We start from the raw sequence: 20,021 nt of genomic DNA, 5'->3' as shown, positions 1-20,021 counted from the left end.
GGGGGCCCAGAGTGTGAAGCAGAAGCCCGTCGCGTCGGCGGGCGCACCCGACGGACGGAGCAGCCATGACCTTCACCGCGAACCCCCGACGGACCCGGCTGGCCCTCGCCGAGCTCACCCCGGACATCCTCGACCGCACCGACGGCTTCGGCCTCACCGCGACCGACGCCGGACCGGCAGGCCACCCGTCGCCGCGGGACGTGCGCGCGTGGGTCGCCGAGATCGCCGAGCTCACCCAGCCCGACCGGATCGTGTGGTGCGACGGGTCGGCCGCGGAGAAGCAGCGCCTGATCGACGAGATGGTCGAGGCCGGGACCCTGGTCAAGCTCGCCGAGGACAAGCGCCCGAACTCCTACCTCGCCCGGTCGAACCCGTCCGACGTCGCCCGGGTCGAGTCCCGGACCTTCATCTGCTCCGAGCACGAGGAGGACGCGGGCCCCACCAACAACTGGTGCGACCCGGCGACCATGCGCGACGAGCTCGACGGCGTCTTCGAGGGATCGATGCGGGGCCGCACGATGTACGTCGTGCCGTTCTCCATGGGCCCCGTGGGCGGCCCGATCTCCCAGGTCGGCGTGGAGATCACCGACTCGCCCTACGTCGTCGTCTCCATGCACGTGATGACCCGCGTCTCGCCCCGGGTCGTCGACCTGATCGACGGCGGGCAGCAGTGGGTCCCGGCCGTGCACTCCGTCGGCGCCCCGCTCGCCGAGGGCGAGGAGGACGTCGCCTGGCCGTGCAACGACGACAAGTACATCGTCCACTACCCCGAGAGCCGCGAGATCTGGTCCTACGGCTCCGGCTACGGCGGCAACGCGCTGCTCGGCAAGAAGTGCTTCGCGCTGCGCATCGCCTCGGCCATGGCGCGCGACGAGGGCTGGCTGGCCGAGCACATGCTGCTCATCCGGGTCACCTCCCCCGAGCAGCGGCAGTACCACCTGGCCGCCGCCTTCCCCAGCGCCTGCGGCAAGACGAACCTCGCCATGCTGCAGCCGACGGTCCCCGGCTGGACGGTGGAGACCCTGGGCGACGACATCGTGTGGATGCGGCCCGGTCCCGACGGCTCCCTGCGGGCCATCAACCCCGAGGCCGGCTTCTTCGGCGTCGCGCCGGGGACGGGGCCCGAGACCAACCCGACCGCGATCGAGACGCTGACGCACGACGTCATCTTCACCAACGTGGCCCTGACCGACGACGGCGACGTGTGGTGGGAGGGGCTGACGCCCGAGCCGCCGGAGCACCTGATCGACTGGCGGGGCGACGACTGGACGCCGGACTCCGACCGGCCCGCGGCCCACCCGAACTCCCGGTTCACCGTCGCGGCCGCGCAGTGCCCGACGATCGCCGACGGCTGGGAGGACCCGGCCGGCGTCCCCGTCGACGCGATCGTCTTCGGCGGCCGCCGGGCGTCGAACGTGCCCCTGGTGACCCAGGCGACCAGCTGGGAGCACGGCGTCTTCATGGGGGCCACCATCAGCTCCGAACGGACCGCGGCCGCCGAGGGCGCCGTCGGCGAGCTGCGCCGCGACCCGTTCGCCATGCTGCCCTTCTGCGGCTACAACATGGCCGACCACTGGGCCCACTGGCTGCGGGTCGCGGGTCTCGTCGACGACGCCCGGCGGCCCAAGATCTTCCAGGTCAACTGGTTCCGCAAGGACGCCGACGGCGCGTTCGTCTGGCCGGGCTTCGGGGAGAACTCCCGCGTGGTGAAGTGGATCGCCGAGCAGATCGACCGCTCGCGCGGCATCCGCACCGACCGCGGCGCGGTGACCTCCCCCCTCGGCCTGCTGCCGGCGCCCGGCGCGCTCGACACGACCGGCCTCGACCTCACGGACGCCGAGCTCGACGCGCTCTTCGACGTCCCGGCCGAGGCGTGGCTGGCCGAGACCGACCTCACCGAGGAGTTCTTCGCCCGGTTCGGCGACCACCTGCCCGAGGAGATGACGCGTCAGCTCGAGCGGCTGCGCAGTCGACTCCGCTGACCCCTTTGTCACCATCGAGCGTGCTGGCTTCTCCCCTACCCAGCCAGGTCGAGGGAGAAGCCAGCACGCTCGTTGCGCATCGGAGGGGGCAGCGCAGCGCACGGCGGGCCGGCGGCCCTCCTGCCAGGATCGAGCCATGGGAATCGAGGTGCTCGCCCCGTTCGCCGTCCTGGTGCTCGCCTGGGCGCTCCTGTCCGGCGCTCTGCGGCGCCGGGAGGTGACCGGGCCGCTCGTCTTCGTCGCCGCGGGGGCCCTGCTCGCCAACGACGCCTGGGGCCCGTTCCCGGTGAACATCGAGACGGCCTCGGTCCACACCCTCGCCGAGATCACGCTGGCCCTCGTGCTGTTCACCGACGCCGCCCGCATCGACCTGCGCAACCTGCGCCGCAACGCGACCCTGCCGCTGCGTCTGCTCCTCGTCGGCTTCCCGCTCACGCTGCTGCTCGGGCTCGGGGCCGCGGTGCTGATCCTCTCCGACCTGCCGTGGGAGCTGGCGCTTCTCGTCGCCGCGGCGCTGGCCCCGACCGACGCCGCGCTCAGCGCCCAGGTGATCGGCGACCGGCGGGTGCCCGGACGGCTGCGCATCGCCGTCAACGTCGAGTCCGGGCTCAACGACGGCCTCGTCACCCCCGTGGTGACGCTCGCCGTCGCCCTGGCGGCGACGACGCTCGGGGTGGGGTCGCTCGAGCGCACCGGACCCGGCGACGCCCTGCTGGAGCTCGGCCTCGGCGTGCTGGTCGGCGGCGGGTTCGGCCTGCTCGGAGCATGGGGTGTCACGGCCTCGGCCCGGCGCGGGTGGGCCGAACCCGGTGCGCTGCCGATCGGGACGCTGGCCACCGGGGTCGCGGCCTTCTCCGTGTCGCTCTCCCTCTCCGGCAACGGGTTCGTGGCCGCGTTCGTGGGCGGCCTGGTCTTCGGTCTGGTCGTCGACCGCGAGCAGGGCGACGAGCACGAGCTCACCGAGCTGGCCGAGCTCGGCGGCGAGCTCATGACCCTGGTCGTGTGGTTCCTGTTCGGCGCCGCCCTGGTGCCGATCGCCCTGGAGCACCTGAGCCCGGCGACCGTGGGCTACGCCCTGCTGAGCCTGACGGTGGTACGCATGCTGCCCGTCGTGCTGGCGCTCGTGGGCACGGGGCTACCGCGCCGGGACGTGCTGTTCCTCGGCTGGTTCGGGCCGCGTGGTCTCGCCTCGGTGGTGTTCGCCCTCCTGGCGGTCGAGAGCCTCGGCGAGTCCGAGCCGGTGACGTCGGCCGTCGCGACGATCGCCACGACCGTGGTGCTGTCGGTCCTGCTGCACGGCGGGTCGGCGGGGCCGGTCGCCGCCCGGTACGGGATGCGGGACGACGTGCACGTGCGGGCACGGTCGAGCAGGCTCGGTCCGCCGCACGGACGCCGGTGACCCGACGGCGTCAGTACGCGCCGGGCGGCACGGGCGCCTGGGCGACCAGCACGTGCTCCAGGTCGGAGGCGTCCACGAGCGGGTCGTCCAGGTCGACGGTGATCTGCGAGTGCGCCAGCAGCCGGGCACCGCCGGTGATCGTCGAGTGCAGCGCCCCGTACTCGCCCACCCGCGCCTCGTCCAGCACGGTGCCGACGAACCGGTTGCCCCGGGGCGAGATCGTCTCGAGGGACTCCCCGCGGGCGATCTGGCCGCGACGGGCCATCAGGGCCAGGCGCGCCGAGGTCCCTGTCCCGGTGGGGCTGCGGCACAGCACGCCCGGGTGCACGTAGGTGGCCGACGGCGACTCGTAGCGCCCCTCGCCGAGCTGCCGGACCGGGCCCATGAAGTGGGCGAACGGCAGCGGGCCGACGTGGCCCAGCTCGGGGTGCTCCTCGCGCAGCCCGGGCCGCGCGGCCCGCACGAAGGCGTCGCCGAACGCGGTGAGCGCGATCTGGCTCTCGGCGTCGATGGTGAACCCGTACCGCCCGGCGTCGATGAGCGCGTAGTAGGCCCCGGACCACACGAGGTCGAACTCGACGTGGCCGTAGTGCGGCACCTCGACGGACAGCCCTTCGTCGGCCACGTAGGCGGGCTCGCCCTGGGTGGTGATGGACCGGACCCGGCCGCCCGCGTTGTGCGCCGTGACGCGGGCCAGGCCGGCCGGGGACTCGAGCACGACGCTCTGCTCCCCCTCGACCATCGGGATCATGCCGCTGGACAGCAGCGCCGTCGCCGTACAGATCGTGTTCGACCCGGAGTACAACGGGTAGCCCATCGCCTCCATGATGATGTACCCGGCCTGGGCCTCGGGGTGGCTCGGCTCGACGATGAGGTCCACCGACATCGCCGGGTCGCCGTACGGCTCGGACAGCAGCAGCCGCCGCAGGCCGTCGCCCTCGTGCTGCAGGTAGCGGGCCTTCTCGAGCACGGTGGCCCCGGGCAGGGGTTCGACGCCGGCGGTCACGATGCGCGAGACGTCGCCGCCGGACTGCGTGTCGATCAGGTGCAGCGTGCGCTCACGGTGCATAGGACGCCCCCACGGTCTCCCAGTGCCGGTCGGGAACCACGACCAGCTTGCCGATGTAGGTCTTGCTCATGAACGTGCGCTGCGCGTCGTGGAAGTCGGACAGCGGGAACGTCCGATCCAGCAGCGGCTCGATGTCACCGTTCTCGATGTACCGGACCAGCCGCCGGAACGCCGTGCGGGTGCCCTGCGAGGACCCGTGCAGCTCGAGCTGCTTGAGGTACATCGTGCGCAGGTCCAGGTTCACGACCGGCCCGCCGATCGCCCCGGCCGTGGTGTACCGGCCCTCCGGACGCAGGATGCGCAGCAGGTCGTTGAACATCGGTCCGGCCACGAGGTCCGCCACGACGTCCACAGGGCCGTCGACGACGCGCGCCACCTCGGACACGAGGTCGTCGGCGTCGCGCAGGATCACGTCCTCGGCGCCGATCTCGCGCAGGGCGTCCTCCTTGCCGGCGCTGGTGACCGCGTAGGGGATCGCGCCGCGGACCCGGGCGAGCTGGACGATCGCCGACCCCACGCCGCCGGAGGCCCCGGTGACCAGGACGCGCTCGCCGTCGGCCAGCCGGGCCCGGTCGAGCATCTGCTCGGCCGTCAGGTAGGCGCAGCAGAAGGTGGCGAGCTGGGCGTCGGTGATGTCGCTGGTGATCTCGTAGGCGTTCTCGGCCGGCACCGTCTGGTACTCCGCGTACCCGCCGTCGCGGCCGTGGCCGATGTAGTCGATGTCGGCCAGGGAGTCGTCGCCCTCCGGCCTGTTGTAGATCGAGAAGTCGACCATGACGCGCTCGCCGACCCGCCCGGCAGGGACGCCCTCGCCGACGGCGACGATCTCCCCGACGGTGTCGGTGCCCTGGATGCGGGGGAACTCGAGCGTCGACCGGCCGCGCCGCCAGGTGGAGACCTCAGCGGCGTCGGTCTCGGTGCCGTAGGCGCCTTCGCGCACCCACACGTCGGTGTTGTTCATCCCGCACGCGTGGACGTCGATGAGGACCTCGCCGGGCCCGGGCGTCGGGGTGGGGACGTCGTCACGGAACACGAGCTGGTCCAGGCCTCCGTGACCCACGAGCTGGACCGCCTTCATCTGGGCTGGGATCGGCTCCATCCATTGAGCCTAGGGGCGGAGGCCGGATCCTCGCCCGATCTGGTCGGCAGTTCGTCGCGGGATCGGCACTCCGGACTGCCGATCCGGCGACGAGCTGCCGACCCGACACCCTGACGCGCGGTGGGAGAATCGTCGTCGTGCCCGCCCCAGACCAGCCCACCGCGCCGTTCGCCCACATCGTCTACTTCGAGCCGCGCATCCCCGGCAACACCGGCTCGGCGATCCGGCTCGCCGCGGTGACCGGCGCGCGGCTGCACCTGGTCGAGCCCCTCGGTTTCGACCTGTCCGAGGCGAAGCTCAAGCGGGCCGGCCTCGACTACCACGACCTGGCCGTCATGGACGTGCACCCCAGCCTGGACGCCGCCCTCGACGCCCTCCCCGACGCCCGCGTCTTCGCCTTCTCCACCCGCGCCACGACGTCGTACACGGACGTGACCTACGCGCCCGGCGACGTGCTCCTCTTCGGCCCCGAGCCCACCGGTCTCCCGGAGGAGGTGCTGGCGCACCCGCGGGTCACCGACCAGCTGAAGATCCCGATGCTGCCCGGACGCCGCTCGCTGAACCTCACGAACTCGGCCTCGATCGCCATCTACGAGGCATGGCGGCAGACCGGCTTCGCCGGGTCCTGAACCGGGCCGTCCCCCGGGGGACGCGGCGATCAGGACAGCAGCCAGGTGGCCGCCCGCGCCAGCAGCCGCAGGTACGACGGCGAGTCGTAGGCCCGGACGTCGTGGCCCAGCCCGCAGTACACGGTCCGGCCGCCGTGCTCCTCGGTCGCCCAGAGCACCGGCTGCGAGGCGCCCTCGTCGTCCGGCACCCAGCCCAGCACCTCCGAGGACTCCGCGACCCGCAGGTCGCAGTAGCGCTCGTCCTCCAGCTCGACCGTGTCGGGCGCCCCGGCGACGATGGGGTGCCCGCCGGTGGCGAGCCGCACCGTGGCCGGGCCGAACGGCGGGTGGTACGACTCCCCCGGGACCCAGCGGCCGCCCAGCAGGTCCCGCCAGTCCTCCGAGTCCGCGAACGTGTTCGCCGCTTGGTGCACGGCCAGCACGCGGCCGCCGTCCCGGGCCCAGCGGGACAGCGCGGAGTGGAAGGGCCGCCACGCCTCGTCGTCGGGCCCGATACCGGCCTCGAGGAACCCCGGCCAGGACGTCCCGGAGTTGACGACCAGCAGGTCGACCGCGTCCAGGTCGTCGAGCGCGTCCGGGAAGGTGGACCGCACGACCACGGAGGTCGAGCGGCCATGCACGGTGAGGTCCCCCAGCACCTCGGCCAGGCGGTGGCTCGTGGCGGCGTGGTCGTGCCACGGGTCCTCGTAGCGGCCGCGGCCGGCCAGGACGAGGATCCGGTGGGAGCGGTCGTCGCGCGTCGTCGTCACGTCTCCGATCGTGTCACGGACGGGCCGGACGCGGCACGGTGGAACCGGTGACGATCGCCGTCTCCGGCAGCACGAAGCAGCGTCGGCACAGCGCCTCGTAGGTGAAGGTGCCGTCGTCGGGCAGCGGCTCGGACGCGCCGAGCGGCTCCAGGAACGGCACGCCGTCGCGCAGCACCTGGGTGAACGCGGCGTGCAGGTCCTGGCAGCGGTCGCACACCGCCCGCCGGTAGCGCACGTCGGTCGGCCCGAGCTCCAGCAGGGCGCGGATGGTGGCGAACAGCTCGCCGCGGTGGTCCAGGTCGATGCCGCAGGCCAGCACCCGGGTGCCGCGCAGCACGAGCTCCTCGACGACCCGCACGTCGGCCGGGGTGAACATGTGGACCTCGTCGATGGCCACGACGTCCTCGGTCGTGTGCAGCAGCGGTTCGAGGGTCTCCAGCTTGATCGTCGGCACCGACGCGCCCGTGCGCGAGACGATCTTGTCGTCGCGCACGTGGCGGGACGACTGCACCACCGCGCAGCTGAGCCGCGAGTAGGCCAGCGGCGCCATCTGCGCGATGAGGTCGAGCGACTTGCCGGACTTCATCGGGCCGAGCACCAGCGACAGCTCCACCGGTGCACCTCCCCCGCTCGTCGGTGGCGGGCCGGGTCCCGCCGGACAGCACCCTAACGCCCGCCGCTCGTGACCCCCTCGGCCCGGGCGAGCACCGACTCGGCGTGCCGCAGCAGCGGCGCGTCGACCATCTGGCCGTCCACACGGCTCGCACCGCTGCCCGACGACGACGCCCCCGGCGAGCCGGCCGCCGCCGCGAGCACGGCCCGCGCGTGGGCCACCTGGTCCGGCGACGGCACGTAGGCCTCGCGCACCGCGGCGGCGTGCGAGGGGTGCACGCACAGCGTCGCCGCGAAGCCCACGGCGACCGCGTCCTCGGCCTCCGCCCGCACCCCGTCGAGGTCCTCCAGGTCGAGGTGCACGGCGTCGATCGCGGCCTTGCCCGCCGCCGCGGCGGCCAGCAGCACCGCCGACCGGGCGTGCCGGGCCACGTCCCGGTAGCCGCCGTCGGCCCGTCGGCTCGAGGTCCCGCCGAGCGAGGCCACGAGGTCCTCGGCACCCCAGGCCAGTGCCACCACGTCCGGCCGCGCGGCGAGCGCCGGGGCCGCCACCACGCCGGCCGCCGTCTCGCACAGCGCGACGATGGCGTACGGGCCGCCGTCGGGCCGCAGCAGGGGTCCGACGTACCGGCCGTCCGCCTTGGGCAGCATGAGCACCCGGTAGGGGGTGTCGGCCAGCGCGTCGAGGTCGCGCTGGTGGTCCGCGGTCCCGACGGGGTTGACCCGCACGATCGTGCGTGCCGGGTCGAGGGGATGCTCGCGCACGGCCCGGCGCGCGTCGGCGCGGGCCGCCGGGTCGACGCCGTCCTCCAGGTCGAGGATGACGGCGTCGGCCCGCTCGGCGGCCTTGGCGTACCGGTCGGCACGGTCGGCGGGGCAGAACAGCAGCGCCGGGCCGAGGGTGAACGGTCGCGGGCTCATGGGGTCTCCCCGGCGGTGTCGGCCTCGTGGGCGGCGCGGGTCCACATCAGCACCGACCGGGTCGCGGTCGCGACCACGTCCCCGTCCTGGTTCCGTCCGGTGTGCTCCAGGGTGACGATGCCCTGGCCCGGGCGCGACGCCGAGAGGCGCCGACCCGTCACGACGGTCTCGCCGTACAGGGTGTCCCCGTGGAACATCGGGGCCGGGAACCGGACGTCGGTGAACCCGAGGTTGGCCACGATGGTGCCCCGGGTCAGGTGCGCCACCGACAGCCCGACGAGCGTGGCGAGGGTGAGCATCGAGTTGACCAGGGGCCGCCCGAACGGCTGGGTCGCCGCCCACGCCGCGTCGAGGTGCAGGGCCTGCGGATTCATCGTCACCGAGGTGAACAGCACGTCGTCGGCCTCGGTCATCGTGCGCCCGGGCCGGTGCACGTAGCGCACGTCCGGCTCCAGCTCGTCGTAGTAGTACCCGCGCTGGGTCTCCTCACGCATGGCGTCTCCTTCAGGCGGTGAGCCCGAGGTCGCGGGCGATGATCATGAGCTGCACCTCGGTGGTGCCCTCGCCGACCTCGAGCACCTTGGCGTCGCGGTAGTGCCGGGCCACGGGGTTCTCGTTGAGGAACCCGTAGCCGCCGAAGATCTGCGAGGCGTCGCGGGCGTTGGCCATCGCCGCCTCGCCGGAGGTCAGCTTGGCGACGGACGCCTCGGCCTTGAAGGGCTTGCCGTGGATGAGCTTCTGGGCGGCGTCGAGCCAGCACAGCCGGGCGGCGTGCACGCGGGCCTGCATGCGCGCGATGGTGAACGCGATGTGCTGGTTCTGCCCGATGGCGTGGCCGAACACCTCGCGCTCCGTCGCGTACCGCACGGCCTCCTCGAGGCAGCCCTGGGCGGCACCGGTGGCCAGCGCCGCGAAGGCGATGCGCCCCTCGTCGAGCGCCCGCAGGAAGTTCGCGTACCCGCGCCCGCGCTCGCCGAGCAGGTTCGACGCCGGCACCCGCACGCCCTCGAGGGTCAGGGGGTGGGTGTCCGAGGTGTGCCAGCCGACCTTGTCGTAGCTCTCCCCGACCGTCAGGCCCGGGGTGCCGGCCGGGACGAGGATGGTGGACAGCTCGGGCGTCCCGTCGTCGCGCCGGTCGGTGACGGCGGTGATGGTCACGACGCTGGTGATCGGGGTCCCGGAGTTGGTGATGAACTGCTTGGACCCGTCGATGACCCACTCGTCGCCTGCCGCTCCGGACTCGAGGCGGGCAGTGGTGCGGGTGGCTCCGGCGTCGGACCCGGCACCGGCCTCGGTGAGCCCGAACGCGCCCAGCGCGCGGCCCGAGACGAGGTCGGGCAGCCACTGCTCGCGCTGGGCGTCGGTGCCGTGCCGGTAGATCGGCATGATGCCGAGCCCGACGCCGGCCTCGAGCGTGACGGCGATGGACTGGTCGACGCGGGCGAGCGCCTCGACCGCGAGGCACAGCGAGACGTAGTCCTCGCCCTGCCCGCCGACCTCGGTGGGGAACGGCAGCCCGAACAACCCGAGCTCGCCCATCTGGTGGATGATCTCGATCGGCAGGCGCCGCTCGGTGTCGTACTGGTACGCCGCCGGCGCGACGACCTCGTCGGCGAACTCGCGGACGGTCTGGCTGAGCTTGCGCTGACGGTCGGTCAGGGCGGTGGACGAGGTATCGGCGATCATGACGCTCCTTCGCGCTCGACGACGGCGACCACCTGGTCGAGGCGGACCTGGTCGCCGGGGCGCACCAGGACGCGCAGGGTCCCTGCGGCCGGTGCGGTGAGGGGGTGTTCCATCTTCATGGCTTCGACGACGACGACGGCGGCGCCGGCGTCGACGGGTCCTGCGGGGTGGGTCGCGGTGACCGTGCCGGGCATCTTCGCCCGGAGCTCGAGGGGGCCGACGGCGGTACCGCCGTCCGGTGCGGCGCCGGCGACCCGCTCGGCGCGGCGCAGGCTCGCCCGGGCGGCACGGTCGAGCACCGTCCACGCGGAGGTGCGGCCGTCGACGGCCACCCACACGGTGTCGGTGTCGCCGGCGATGACCCGCAGCGCCGAGACCGGCCGGGTCCGCCCGGCCGTGGTGAGCAGCCACCGGTGCGCCGGACCGCCGGCGGGCCGGAGCGCGGCGTCGACGGGGTCACCGTCGTCGGGCACGAGGGTGGCGCCGTCCCGCGCACCGGCGAGCTCGAGGTCGGCCACCGTGCCGTCCGGGCCCCGCAGGCCGATCCGGCGCGGTGCGGCCCCGGCGTTGAGACGCCAGCCGTCGGCGGCCCACGGGTCGGGCACGCCACCGTCGGACGGTGCCGGCAGTCCGGCGAGCAGCGCCGCGGCCACCTGGCCCGCCCCACCTGCTCCGACGGTCCCGCCCGCGTCGTCGGTCCCGGCCGGACGCGCGGTGAGGCGGTCCACCAGCCCCGTGTCCAGGCGGCCGGCCCGCACGTCGGGGTCGGCGAGCAGGTCCCGCAGGAACCCGGTGTTGGTCTCGACGCCGAGCACGGTGAGGCGTGACAGCAGACCGTCCAGGCGGGCCAGGGCCTCGTCGCGGTCGGCCCCGTGCGCGACCGCCTTGGCGATCATCGGGTCGAAGTGGCCGGAGACGGCGTCCCCCGCGGCGACGCCGGCGTCCAGCCGCAGCGGCATCGCGGACGGCCCGGCCGCCACCCCGGCGTCGTCGAGGACGAGGACGTCCCCGACCGAGGGCAGGAAGTCCCGCGCCGGGGACTCGGCGTAGATCCGCGCCTCGATCGCGTGCCCGGTCAGGTGCACGTCGTCCTGGGCGAACCACAGCTTCTCCCCCGCGGCGACCCGGAGCTGGGCCTCGACCAGGTCGTGGCCGGTGACCATCTCGGTGACCGGGTGCTCGACCTGCAGGCGGGTGTTCATCTCGATGAACGAGAACGCCTCGGGCGCACCGGCCGGCACGAGGAACTCCACCGTGCCGACGCCGACGTACCCGACCGAGCGGGCGACCTCGCAGGCGGCCCGCCCCATCCGGTCGCGGGCGACGTCGTCCAGCGCCGGGGAGGGGGCCTCCTCGACGATCTTCTGGTGCCGGCGCTGCAGGGTGCACTCGCGCTCGCCGAGGTGGACGACGGTCCCCGCGGAGTCGGCGAGCACCTGGACCTCGACGTGCCGCGGGGTGTCCACGAGCCGCTCCAGCAGCAGGCCGTCGTCGCCGAACGCGGAGGTCGCCACGCGACGGGCCGAGGCCAGCGCGTCCGGGAGCTCGCCCGCGGACCGCACGACGACCATGCCCTTGCCGCCCCCGCCCGCGACGGGCTTGACCAGCAGCGGGAAGCCGACGTCGTCGGCCGCGGCGACGAGGGCGTCGTCGGGCAGCAAGGCGTCCAGCGTCCCGGGCAGCACCGGGACCTCGTGCTGGGCGACGAGGCGCTTGGCGGCGACCTTGTCGGCCATCGTCTCGATCGCCGCGACGGGCGGACCGACGAACACGATCCCGGCGGCTTCGCAGGCCCGGGCCAGCGCCGGGTTCTCCGACAGGAAGCCGTACCCGGGATGGACCGCCTCGGCGCCGGACGCGACGGCGGCCGCCACGACGGCGTCCGGGTCCAGATAGCCGGCGGGTCCTTCGCCGAGCGACACCGCGACGTCGGCCTCGCGCACGTGGCGCGCGTCGGCGTCGGCGCCGGTGTGCACGGCCACGGAGCGGATACCGAGGCGGCGCAGGGTGGTCATGACGCGGCAGGCGATCTCGCCGCGGTTGGCGACCAGGACGGTGGAGAACATCTCGGTGCGCACGGTCCTCACATCCGGAAGAGCCCGAAGGCGGGCTCGGGCAGCGGGGTGCGCGCGCAGACCGCGAGCGCCATGCCGAGCACCCGGCGGGTGTCGGGCGGGTCGAGGATGCCGTCGTCCCACAGGCGCGAGGTGGCGTGGTACGCCTCGCCGGCGGCCTCGTAGGTGTCGCGGATGCCGCGGCGGAACGTGGCCTCCTCGTCGGCGTCCCACTCCTCGCCGCGGGCGGCGAGCTGGTCGCGCTTGACGGTGGCGAGCACGGCCGAGGCCTGCTCGCCGCCCATCACGGACACGCGGGCGTTCGGCCAGGTCCACAGGAACCGGGGCGAGTAGGCGCGTCCGCACATCGCGTAGTTGCCGGCGCCGAAGGACCCGCCGACGACGACGGTCAGCTTCGGCACCCGGGTGGTGGCCACGGCGGTGACCATCTTGGCGCCGTCCTTGGCGATGCCGCCGGCCTCGGCGTCCGGGCCGACCATGAACCCGGAGATGTTCTGCAGGAACAGCAGCGGCACGCCGCGCTGGTCGCACAGCTCGACGAAGTGGGCGCCCTTGAGCGCGGACTCGCCGAGCAGCACCCCGTGGTTGGCCAGGATCCCGACCGGGTGCCCGTGGATGCGCGCGAACCCGCACACCAGCGTGGTGCCGTACTCGGCCTTGAACTCGTCCAGGCGGCTGCCGTCGACGATCCGGGCGATCACCTCGCGCGGGTCGTACGGCTGCTGGACGTCCACGGGCACGACGTCGTAGAGCCCGGCCGGGTCCGCGGCAGGTTCCTCGGCGGGGTGCACGGCCCACACGGGGTCCGGGTCCGGCGGCAGCGTCGCGACGATGCGCCGCACCCGGTCCAGCGCGTCCTCGTCGTCCTCGGCGAGGTGGTCGACGACGCCGGAGCGGCGGGCGTGCAGCTCGCCGCCGCCGAGCTCCTCGGCGGTGACGTCGGCGCCGATGGCCGCCTTCACCAGCGGCGGGCCGCCGAGGAAGATGGTTCCCTGGCCGCGCACGATGACGGTCTCGTCGCTCATCGCCGGGACGTAGGCGCCCCCGGCGGTGCACGACCCGAGCACGGCGGACAGCTGCGGGATCCCCGCCGCGGACAGCCGGGCCTGGTGGTAGAAGATCCGCCCGAAGTGGTCGCGGTCGGGGAAGACCTCGTCCTGGCGGGGCAGGAACGCCCCGCCGGAGTCGACGAGGTAGACGCACGGCAGCCGGTTCTCCAGCGCGATCTCCTGGGCACGCAGGTGCTTCTTCACGGTCAGCGGGTGGTAGGTGCCGCCCTTGACCGTGGGGTCGTTGGCCACGACCATCACCTGCCGCCCGGCGACCCTGCCGATGCCGGCGACCACGCCGGCGCCGGGCCACTCGCCCCGGCCGCCCGCCGCGTCGTCCACGCCGTACGCCGCCAGCGGGGAGATCTCCAGGAACGCGCTGCCCGGGTCCAGCAGCCGCTCGACCCGTTCGCGCGGCAGCAGCTTGCCGCGCCCGACGTGCTTGGCCCGCGCGTGCTCGGGACCGCCGCGCGCGGCGACGGCGGTGCGCTCGCGCAGGGTGGCCGCGAGCGCCCGCTGCGCGTCGGCGTTGGCCCGGACCTCCTCGGTGGCCGGGTCGACGGCGGAGGTCAGCACGGTCATACGGTCACCGCCTCGCGCGGCGCGGCCGTACCGTTGCGCCCCGCGGCGCCGTCGTGGGGCTCCGCGTCGTCCTGCTCCGTCGCGTCGGGCGCGGGCTCGTCGCGGCCACCCAGCAGCACCGCCAGCGCCGGGTCGGTGAGCAGCCCGCCCAGGTCCGCGAGGAACCGGGCGCCCTGCTCGCCGTCCACGACCCGGTGGTCGAAGGTCAGGCTGAACGTCACCACGTCGCGCAGCGCGATCTCGCCGTCGTGCTCCCACGGCCGGCGGGCGATCTGCCCGATGCCGAGGATCGCCGACTCGCCCGGGTTGAGCAGCGGGCTGCCCGCGTCGACGCCGAAGACCCCCACGTTGGTCAGCGTCAGGGTGCCGCCGGTGAGGCGGTCCGGACGGGTGCGCGCGGACCGGGCGGTCGTGGTCAGCTCGCGCAGGGCGCGCGCCATCCCCACCAGCGACAGCTCGTCGGCCCGCGGGACGTGCGGCACCACCAGGCCCCGGTCGGTCGCGACCGCGATGCCCAGGTTGACGTGCGGCGAGCGGACGAGCTCGGCCGCGCCGTCGTCGTGCTCCTCCCAGCGGGTGACGAGCGCCGGGTGCTGCGGGACCAGCCCGCAGACCGCGCGGGCGACGACCGTGAGCAGCCCGACCTTCGTGTGCCGGGTGCGCGGGTGCTCGCGCAGGCGGGCCACCAGGGCGAGCGTCTCGGTCACGTCGCAGGTGAGGTGGACCGTGGCCTGCGGGACCCGCGCGCTGGCGACCATCGCGGCCGCGGTGTGCTTGCGCACGCTGCGCACCTTCACGCGGTGCTCGGCCGGCCTCCCGGTGGTCGAGGTGGCGGCCGGGGCGGTGGCCTGCCCGGCGCTGGGTCCGGTGTTCCGCACCGGGGCGGGCGGGGCCTCGACGGGTGTGCGGGGCCGTCGCGTCGGCCTGCCCTTGCGGGCGGCGCGGGTGCCGTAGCCGACGAGGTTCGCGCCGGAGGACTCCCCCGACGTCCCGTTCGCCGACGCCGAGGACGGCGAGGACGGCGACCCGGTGGCGGGGCTCGGCTCCGGCGTCGTCGCGGGGACCGTGGGCCCGGGTGCCGTCGACTCGGGCGCCGGCTCGGGGGCGGAGGCGACATCGTCGGCCGAGGCACCGGCGGGGGCGTCGTCGCCCGCGTCGTCGCCGTCGCCGGTGCCGAAGGTGACCAGCGGCTCGCCGACCTCGACGACGTCGCCCTCCGCGGCGTGCAGCGCGGCCACGGTCCCGGCGAACGGCGACGGGATCTCGACCATCGCCTTGGCCGTCTCGACCTCGGCGATCGCCTGGTTGAGGGTGACCGTGTCGCCCACGGACACCTTCCACTCGACGATCTCGGACTCCGTCAGGCCCTCGCCGAGGTCCGGCAGGCGGAAGATCTCCTGGGCGCTCATGCGGCCACCTCTCCGGTCGTCATGGTCGGGGCGGGTGCGAAGGTCTCCAGCGGCAACCGGCCGAGCGCCTGGTCGATGCCGAAGCACACCCGGTCCAGGTCGGGCACGTAGTGCCCCTCGACCTTCGCCGGCGGGTAGGGCACGTCGTGGCCGGTCACCCGCACCGGTGGCATCGCCAGCTCGGCGAAGCACCGTTCGGTGACGGCCGCGCAGATCTCCGCGCCGACGCCACCCTGGCGGGGACCCTCGTGCACGACGACGAGCCGACCGGTGCGGCGCACCGACGCCACCACGGCGTCGGAGTCCCAGGGCGACAGCGAGCGCAGGTCGACGACCTCGACCGAGGCGCCGTCGTCGGCCATCGCCTCGGCCGCGTCCAGGGACGTCGACACGTGCGAGCCCCAGGTGACGACGGTGACGTCCTCGCCCGGGCGGACCACGCGGGCCGCGCCCATCGGACGGACGGCGGTCAGGTCCTCCACCTCCACCGGACCCTTGACGTGGTACAGCCGCTTCGGCTCGAAGAAGACGACCGGGTCGTCGCTGGCGATCGCCTGGCGCAGCACCGTGCAGGCGTCCTGCGGGTTCGACACCGACACCACGCGCAGCCCGGCGGTGTGCACGAAGTACGCCTCCGGCGACTCCGAGTGGTGCTCGGCGGCGCCGATGCCCCCGGCCACGGGGATGCGCACGGTGATCGGCATCCGCACGGCCCCGCCGGTGCGGGCGTGCATCTTGGCGACCTGGTTGACGATCTGGTCCCAGGCCGGCTGGACGAACCCGTCGAACTGGATCTCCACCACCGGCCGGAACCCGCGCCAGGCCATCCCGACGGCGGTGCCCAGGATGCCGGACTCGGCCAGCGGGGTGTCGATCACGCGGTGCGGGCCGAACTCGCGCTGGAGCTGGTCGGTCACGCGGAACACGCCGCCGAGGGTGCCGATGTCCTCCCCGAGGAGCACGACCTTGTCGTCGTCGCCGAGGGCCTGCCGCAGGCCGGTGTTGAGGCCCTGGCCCAGGGTCATGTCGGTCATCGGGCTGCCTCCTCGGGGGCGTCGGCGAAGCCGTCGAGGTAGCGCCCGTAGGCGTCCCGCTCGGCGTCCAGCGGCGCGTGCGGCTCGGCGTAGACGTGGTCGAAGACCGTGGTCCACGACGGGTCGGGGATCTCGGTGATGCCGGCACGCAGCTCGGCGGCCAGGTCGTCCGCAGCCTGCTGCGCCGCGGCCCGGGCGTCGTCGTCCAGCACGCCGCGCTCGCTCAGGTGGGCGGCCAGCCGGTCGATCGGGTCCCGCTCGGCCCACGCCTCCAGGTCGTCGGGGGTGCGGTACCGCGTGGGGTCGTCGGCCGTGGTGTGCGGGCCCATCCGGTAGGTGACGGCCTCGACGAGGGTCGGTCCGCCGCCGGTGCGGGCCCGGTGCAGGGCCTCGCGCGTGACCGCCAGGCAGGCGAGCACGTCGTTGCCGTCGACGCGCACGCCGGGCATCCCGTAGCCGCGGGCGCGCTCGACCAGCGGCACCTTGGACTGCAGGGCCACCGGCTCGGAGATCGCCCACTGGTTGTTCTGGCAGAAGAACACGGTCGGGGCGGCCCACGTGGCGGCGAAGGTCATCGCCTCGTGGACGTCGCCCTGGCTCGTCGCACCGTCGCCGAAGTAGGAGATCGTGGCCGCGGTCCGCTCCGGAGCGTCCTGGTCGCCCGCCGCGGGCGGGGCGATGCCGATCCCGCCGTCCGGCCCTCCATCGGCCGTGGCGTTCTCGATGAGCATCCCGACGGCGTAGCCGACGGCGTGCAGGGTCTGGGCGCCGATGATGACCTGCATCGGGGCGATGCGGTGCTCGTACGGGTCCCACCCGGAGCCGGAGACACCGCGCCACACGCGCAGCAGGTCGGTGGGCGCGACGCCGCGCACGTGCGCCACGCCGTGCTCGCGGTAGCTGGAGAACACGAAGTCGTCGGGCCGCAGGGCGCGGGCCGACCCGATCTGCGCGGCCTCCTGGCCGAGCAGCGGCGGCCACAGGCCGAGCTGGCCCTGGCGCTGCAGGGCGGTCGCCTCGGTGTCGATCCGGCGCGCGACCATCATGTCGGTGTACAGCCGCAGCATCGCGGCGTCGTCCACGTCCTCGAGCCAGCGGTCCAGGTCGGGGTCGCCGTGCCGGGTGCCGTCCGGGTCCAGGAGCCGCACGGGCTCGGCGGTGCTCCCGCCGTCGGGCCGCGTGCCGGCCTCCGGCGCCGTCCCGCCGTCGGCCGGGACGTCGTCGGACCGGCCGTTCTCGTGCTGCACCCACCCGGCCGGCACGTGGTCACGTGCGCCGCCGTGGGCACTGTCCGCCGAGGACACCGATTCTCCCGCTCGTGACAGGTCGTGGTGCGTCCTCGGATCCGTGGTGCTGGGCATGGGTGGCCTCACCTCGCATCGGGGTCGACGCTCCTCGTCGAGCGCCGTTGTGGCGAAGGTAACGCTGGTACGTCACACCGCACCACCAGCCCTCGGCGGGCTGCGCACCGTGCATCGTCCCGGCCGGGCACGGTGAGCAGACTGCTCACCGGGGGCCGGTCCGGTCGGCAGCTCGACCCGGCGTTCGGGACTAGGCTGACCGCGTGCACAGCATCGACGCCGTGGACCTGGACCTGCTGCGGGCGCTCGCCGACGACCCCCGCGCGACCACGGTCGCCCTCGCCCAGAACCTGGGGATCTCCCGCAACACCGTGGCCGCCCGGCTGGCGCGGCTGGAGGACGCGGGCGCGTTCCTCTCCTTCGACCGCCGCATCGACCCCGCGGTGCTGGGCCACCCGCTGCTGGCCTTCATCGAGATCACCGTCCACCAGCGCGACCTGGCACGGATCGTCGAGCACCTGGCCCGGATCCCCGAGGTCGTGCAGGCCTACGGGCACAGCGGCACCGCCGACCTGCGGGTGCACGTCGTGTGCCGGGACACCGACCACCTGTTCCGCATCGACGCGGCGATCCTGCGCGTCGACGGGGTGGAGCGGACCGAGACCTCCCTGGCCATGGGCGAGCTCATCCCCTACCGGGTGCAGCCGCTGGTGGAGAAGCTGCGCCGCGAGGTCTGACCCCCGCGGCCTCAGCGCCAGGGGGTAGAGTCACCAATACTCAGCATGCTGTGCATTGGGAGGGCTCGTGCCGGACCGCCGTCGATGGCTCGCGCTGGTGACCGTGTCGGTCGCCGTCTCGCTCATCATCGTCGACTCGACGATCGTCAACGTGGCGATCCCGTCGATCGTCGACGACCTGGGGATCGACTCCACCCAGGTCCAGTGGGTCCAGGAGTCCTACACCCTCGTCTTCGCCTCGCTCCTGCTCGTGCTCGGCGTGCTCGCCGACCGCTGGGGCCGGCGCCGCATGATGATGACCGGCGTCGTGGTCTTCGCCGCGTCCTCGCTGCTGGCCGCCACCGCACCCGACGGCACCGTCCTCGTCGGCGCCCGCCTCGTCCAGGGCCTGGGCGGCGCGATGATCCTGCCGACGACGCTCTCGATCATCAACGCGACCTTCCGCGGCCGCGAGCGCGGCATCGCCTTCGCCGTGTGGGGATCGACCATCGGCGGCATGGCCGCCGTCGGCCCGCTGCTGGGCGGCTGGCTCACCACCGACTACTCGTGGCGCTGGGCGTTCGGCATCAACATCCCGCTCGGGGCGCTGATCCTCGTGGCCGCGGCGCTCGTGGTGACCGAGTCGCGGGCGGACGAACGACGCGGGACCGACGGCGTCGCGGCGCTGCTGTCCGTCGTGGCCTTCGGCGGCCTCGTCTTCGGACTCATCGAGGGGCGCTCGCTCGGCTGGTGGACCACCCTCGACGACGCCGCCACCTGGTGGCCGTGGGCGCTGTCGCCCGTACCCGTCGCGCTGGGCGTCGGGGTCGTCGCGGCAGCGCTGTTCGTGCGCCGCGGCCTGCGCCGCGCCCGACAGGGGCGCCCGACGCTGATCCCCCTGGACCTGTTCGCCATCGCCTCCTTCCGCAACGGCAACGTCGCCGCTCTCGTGGTGTCCCTCGGCGAGTTCGGCATCCTGCTCTCGTTGCCGATCTGGCTGCAGAACGTCCTCGGCTACGACGCGCTGGCCACCGGCTGGATCCTCGTCGCGCTGGCCGGCGGGTCCTTCCTGGCCAGCGGCGCCGCCCAGGCGCTCACGGTCCGGTACGGCGCCGTGCCGATCGTGCGCCTGGGCATCGCGGCCGAGATCGTCGGCGTCGTGGGCCTCGGCGTCGTGGCCCGTCCTGACTCGACGTGGGTGTCGGTGGTGCCGTTCCTGGTCGTGTACGGCTTCGGCGTCGGACTGGCCACGGCCCAGCTCACCGGGGTCGTGCTGGCCGACGTGCCCGTGCGGGTCTCGGGCGCGGCGTCGGGGACCCAGAGCACCGCACGTCAGGTCGGGTCCGCCCTCGGCATCGCGATCCTGGGCACCATCCTGTTCACCACCACCGCGGCGGACCTCGACGCACGGCTCGCGGACCAGGGCGTTCCCGAGGCGCAGCGCGCCACCACGGTCACGGCGGTGGTGGACAGCGCCGGCGGCGCGATCGCCGGGCTCGAGCAGGACCCGGCCACGGCCTCGGTCGCCGACGACGCCCGGGCGGCCCTGACCCAGGGCACCCGGTGGTCGGCGTGGGCGGCCGGCGGGTTCCTGCTGCTCGGGCTCGGGGCGACCCTGACGCTGGGCCGACGCTCCCGGGAGACGACGGAGGCCCCGGTGGCCGACGACCGCGCCTGACGGGGTCGCCCGTCGACCCCGCCCCCGGCAC

At 74.2% G+C, this 20,021-nt stretch carries 17 protein-coding genes; 5 read left to right on the top strand and 12 right to left on the bottom strand.

Annotation, left to right across the window (positions count from 1 at the left end; all coding sequences use genetic code 11):
• Positions 1–65: 65 nt before the first annotated feature.
• Together PO879_RS02830 and PO879_RS02825 are read left to right on the top strand one after the other, a co-directional pair.
• Positions 66–1,982: a phosphoenolpyruvate carboxykinase (GTP) gene (locus tag PO879_RS02830; protein WP_278236427.1), complete on the top strand. Its 1,917-nt coding sequence runs from the start codon at positions 66–68 to the stop codon at positions 1,980–1,982.
• Between the two features lie 136 nt (positions 1,983–2,118).
• A complete protein-coding gene (locus PO879_RS02825; protein WP_278236426.1) occupies positions 2,119–3,381 on the top strand; it encodes a cation:proton antiporter in 1,263 nt (420 codons plus the stop codon).
• Between the two features lie 10 nt (positions 3,382–3,391).
• Here the strand turns inward: PO879_RS02825 and PO879_RS02820 are convergent, their stop codons facing one another.
• Both PO879_RS02820 and PO879_RS02815 read right to left on the bottom strand, forming a co-directional pair.
• Entirely contained in the window at positions 3,392–4,450 is a 1,059-nt protein-coding gene (locus PO879_RS02820; RefSeq protein WP_278236425.1) for a proline racemase family protein, read from the bottom strand.
• Entirely contained in the window at positions 4,440–5,549 is a 1,110-nt protein-coding gene (locus PO879_RS02815; RefSeq protein WP_278236424.1) for an alcohol dehydrogenase family protein, read from the bottom strand. The genes PO879_RS02820 and PO879_RS02815 overlap by 11 nt, the downstream gene beginning before the upstream one ends.
• A gap of 137 nt (positions 5,550–5,686) precedes the next feature.
• Here PO879_RS02815 and PO879_RS02810 point away from each other — a divergent pair, with 137 nt between their 5' ends.
• A complete protein-coding gene (locus PO879_RS02810; protein WP_278236423.1) occupies positions 5,687–6,178 on the top strand; it encodes a tRNA (cytidine(34)-2'-O)-methyltransferase in 492 nt (163 codons plus the stop codon).
• A 29-nt stretch (positions 6,179–6,207) separates the two neighbouring features.
• On the opposite strand, the gene PO879_RS02805 is transcribed toward PO879_RS02810, so the two are convergent.
• From PO879_RS02805 to pdhA, 10 genes are read right to left on the bottom strand one after another with little or no spacing between them, the layout of a single operon-like run.
• Complete coding sequence (locus PO879_RS02805) at positions 6,208–6,927, bottom strand: ThuA domain-containing protein (protein WP_278236422.1); 720 nt, start codon at positions 6,925–6,927, stop codon at positions 6,208–6,210.
• 13 nt (positions 6,928–6,940) lie between these two features.
• Entirely contained in the window at positions 6,941–7,540 is a 600-nt protein-coding gene (locus PO879_RS02800) for a thymidine kinase (RefSeq protein ID WP_278236421.1), read from the bottom strand.
• Between the two features lie 53 nt (positions 7,541–7,593).
• Positions 7,594–8,460: an aldolase/citrate lyase family protein gene (locus PO879_RS02795; protein ID WP_278236420.1), complete on the bottom strand. Its 867-nt coding sequence runs from the start codon at positions 8,458–8,460 to the stop codon at positions 7,594–7,596.
• A complete protein-coding gene (locus tag PO879_RS02790) occupies positions 8,457–8,954 on the bottom strand; it encodes a MaoC family dehydratase (protein WP_278236419.1) in 498 nt (165 codons plus the stop codon). Before PO879_RS02790 ends, PO879_RS02795 begins: the two co-directional genes overlap by 4 nt.
• Before the next feature lie 10 nt (positions 8,955–8,964).
• Positions 8,965–10,146: an acyl-CoA dehydrogenase family protein gene (locus tag PO879_RS02785; RefSeq protein WP_278236418.1), complete on the bottom strand. Its 1,182-nt coding sequence runs from the start codon at positions 10,144–10,146 to the stop codon at positions 8,965–8,967.
• The gene (locus tag PO879_RS02780; protein WP_347568612.1) at positions 10,143–12,224 is read right to left on the bottom strand and encodes a biotin carboxylase N-terminal domain-containing protein; all 2,082 of its coding nucleotides are present in this window, start codon (positions 12,222–12,224) and stop codon (positions 10,143–10,145) included. Before PO879_RS02780 ends, PO879_RS02785 begins: the two co-directional genes overlap by 4 nt.
• A gap of 5 nt (positions 12,225–12,229) precedes the next feature.
• On the bottom strand, positions 12,230–13,852 hold the full coding sequence (locus tag PO879_RS02775; RefSeq protein ID WP_278236417.1) for a carboxyl transferase domain-containing protein: 1,623 nt from the start codon (positions 13,850–13,852) through the stop codon (positions 12,230–12,232).
• On the bottom strand, positions 13,849–15,261 hold the full coding sequence (locus PO879_RS02770) for a dihydrolipoamide acetyltransferase family protein (protein WP_278236416.1): 1,413 nt from the start codon (positions 15,259–15,261) through the stop codon (positions 13,849–13,851). The genes PO879_RS02775 and PO879_RS02770 overlap by 4 nt, the downstream gene beginning before the upstream one ends.
• A complete protein-coding gene (locus PO879_RS02765) occupies positions 15,258–16,295 on the bottom strand; it encodes an alpha-ketoacid dehydrogenase subunit beta (protein WP_278236415.1) in 1,038 nt (345 codons plus the stop codon). The genes PO879_RS02770 and PO879_RS02765 overlap by 4 nt, the downstream gene beginning before the upstream one ends.
• Complete coding sequence (pdhA, locus tag PO879_RS02760) at positions 16,292–17,599, bottom strand: pyruvate dehydrogenase (acetyl-transferring) E1 component subunit alpha (protein ID WP_278236414.1); 1,308 nt, start codon at positions 17,597–17,599, stop codon at positions 16,292–16,294. Before pdhA ends, PO879_RS02765 begins: the two co-directional genes overlap by 4 nt.
• Before the next feature lie 260 nt (positions 17,600–17,859).
• Here pdhA and PO879_RS02755 point away from each other — a divergent pair, with 260 nt between their 5' ends.
• Entirely contained in the window at positions 17,860–18,333 is a 474-nt protein-coding gene (locus PO879_RS02755) for an Lrp/AsnC family transcriptional regulator (protein ID WP_278236413.1), read from the top strand.
• A 67-nt stretch (positions 18,334–18,400) separates the two neighbouring features.
• On the top strand, positions 18,401–19,990 hold the full coding sequence (locus PO879_RS02750) for a DHA2 family efflux MFS transporter permease subunit (RefSeq protein WP_278236412.1): 1,590 nt from the start codon (positions 18,401–18,403) through the stop codon (positions 19,988–19,990).
• Positions 19,991–20,021 lie beyond the last annotated feature (31 nt).

This window comes from Isoptericola sp. AK164, from assembly GCF_029643425.1.
Lineage (GTDB): Bacteria > Actinomycetota > Actinomycetes > Actinomycetales > Cellulomonadaceae > Isoptericola > Isoptericola haloaureus.
This window is presented reverse-complemented; position numbering and strand designations above follow the sequence as displayed.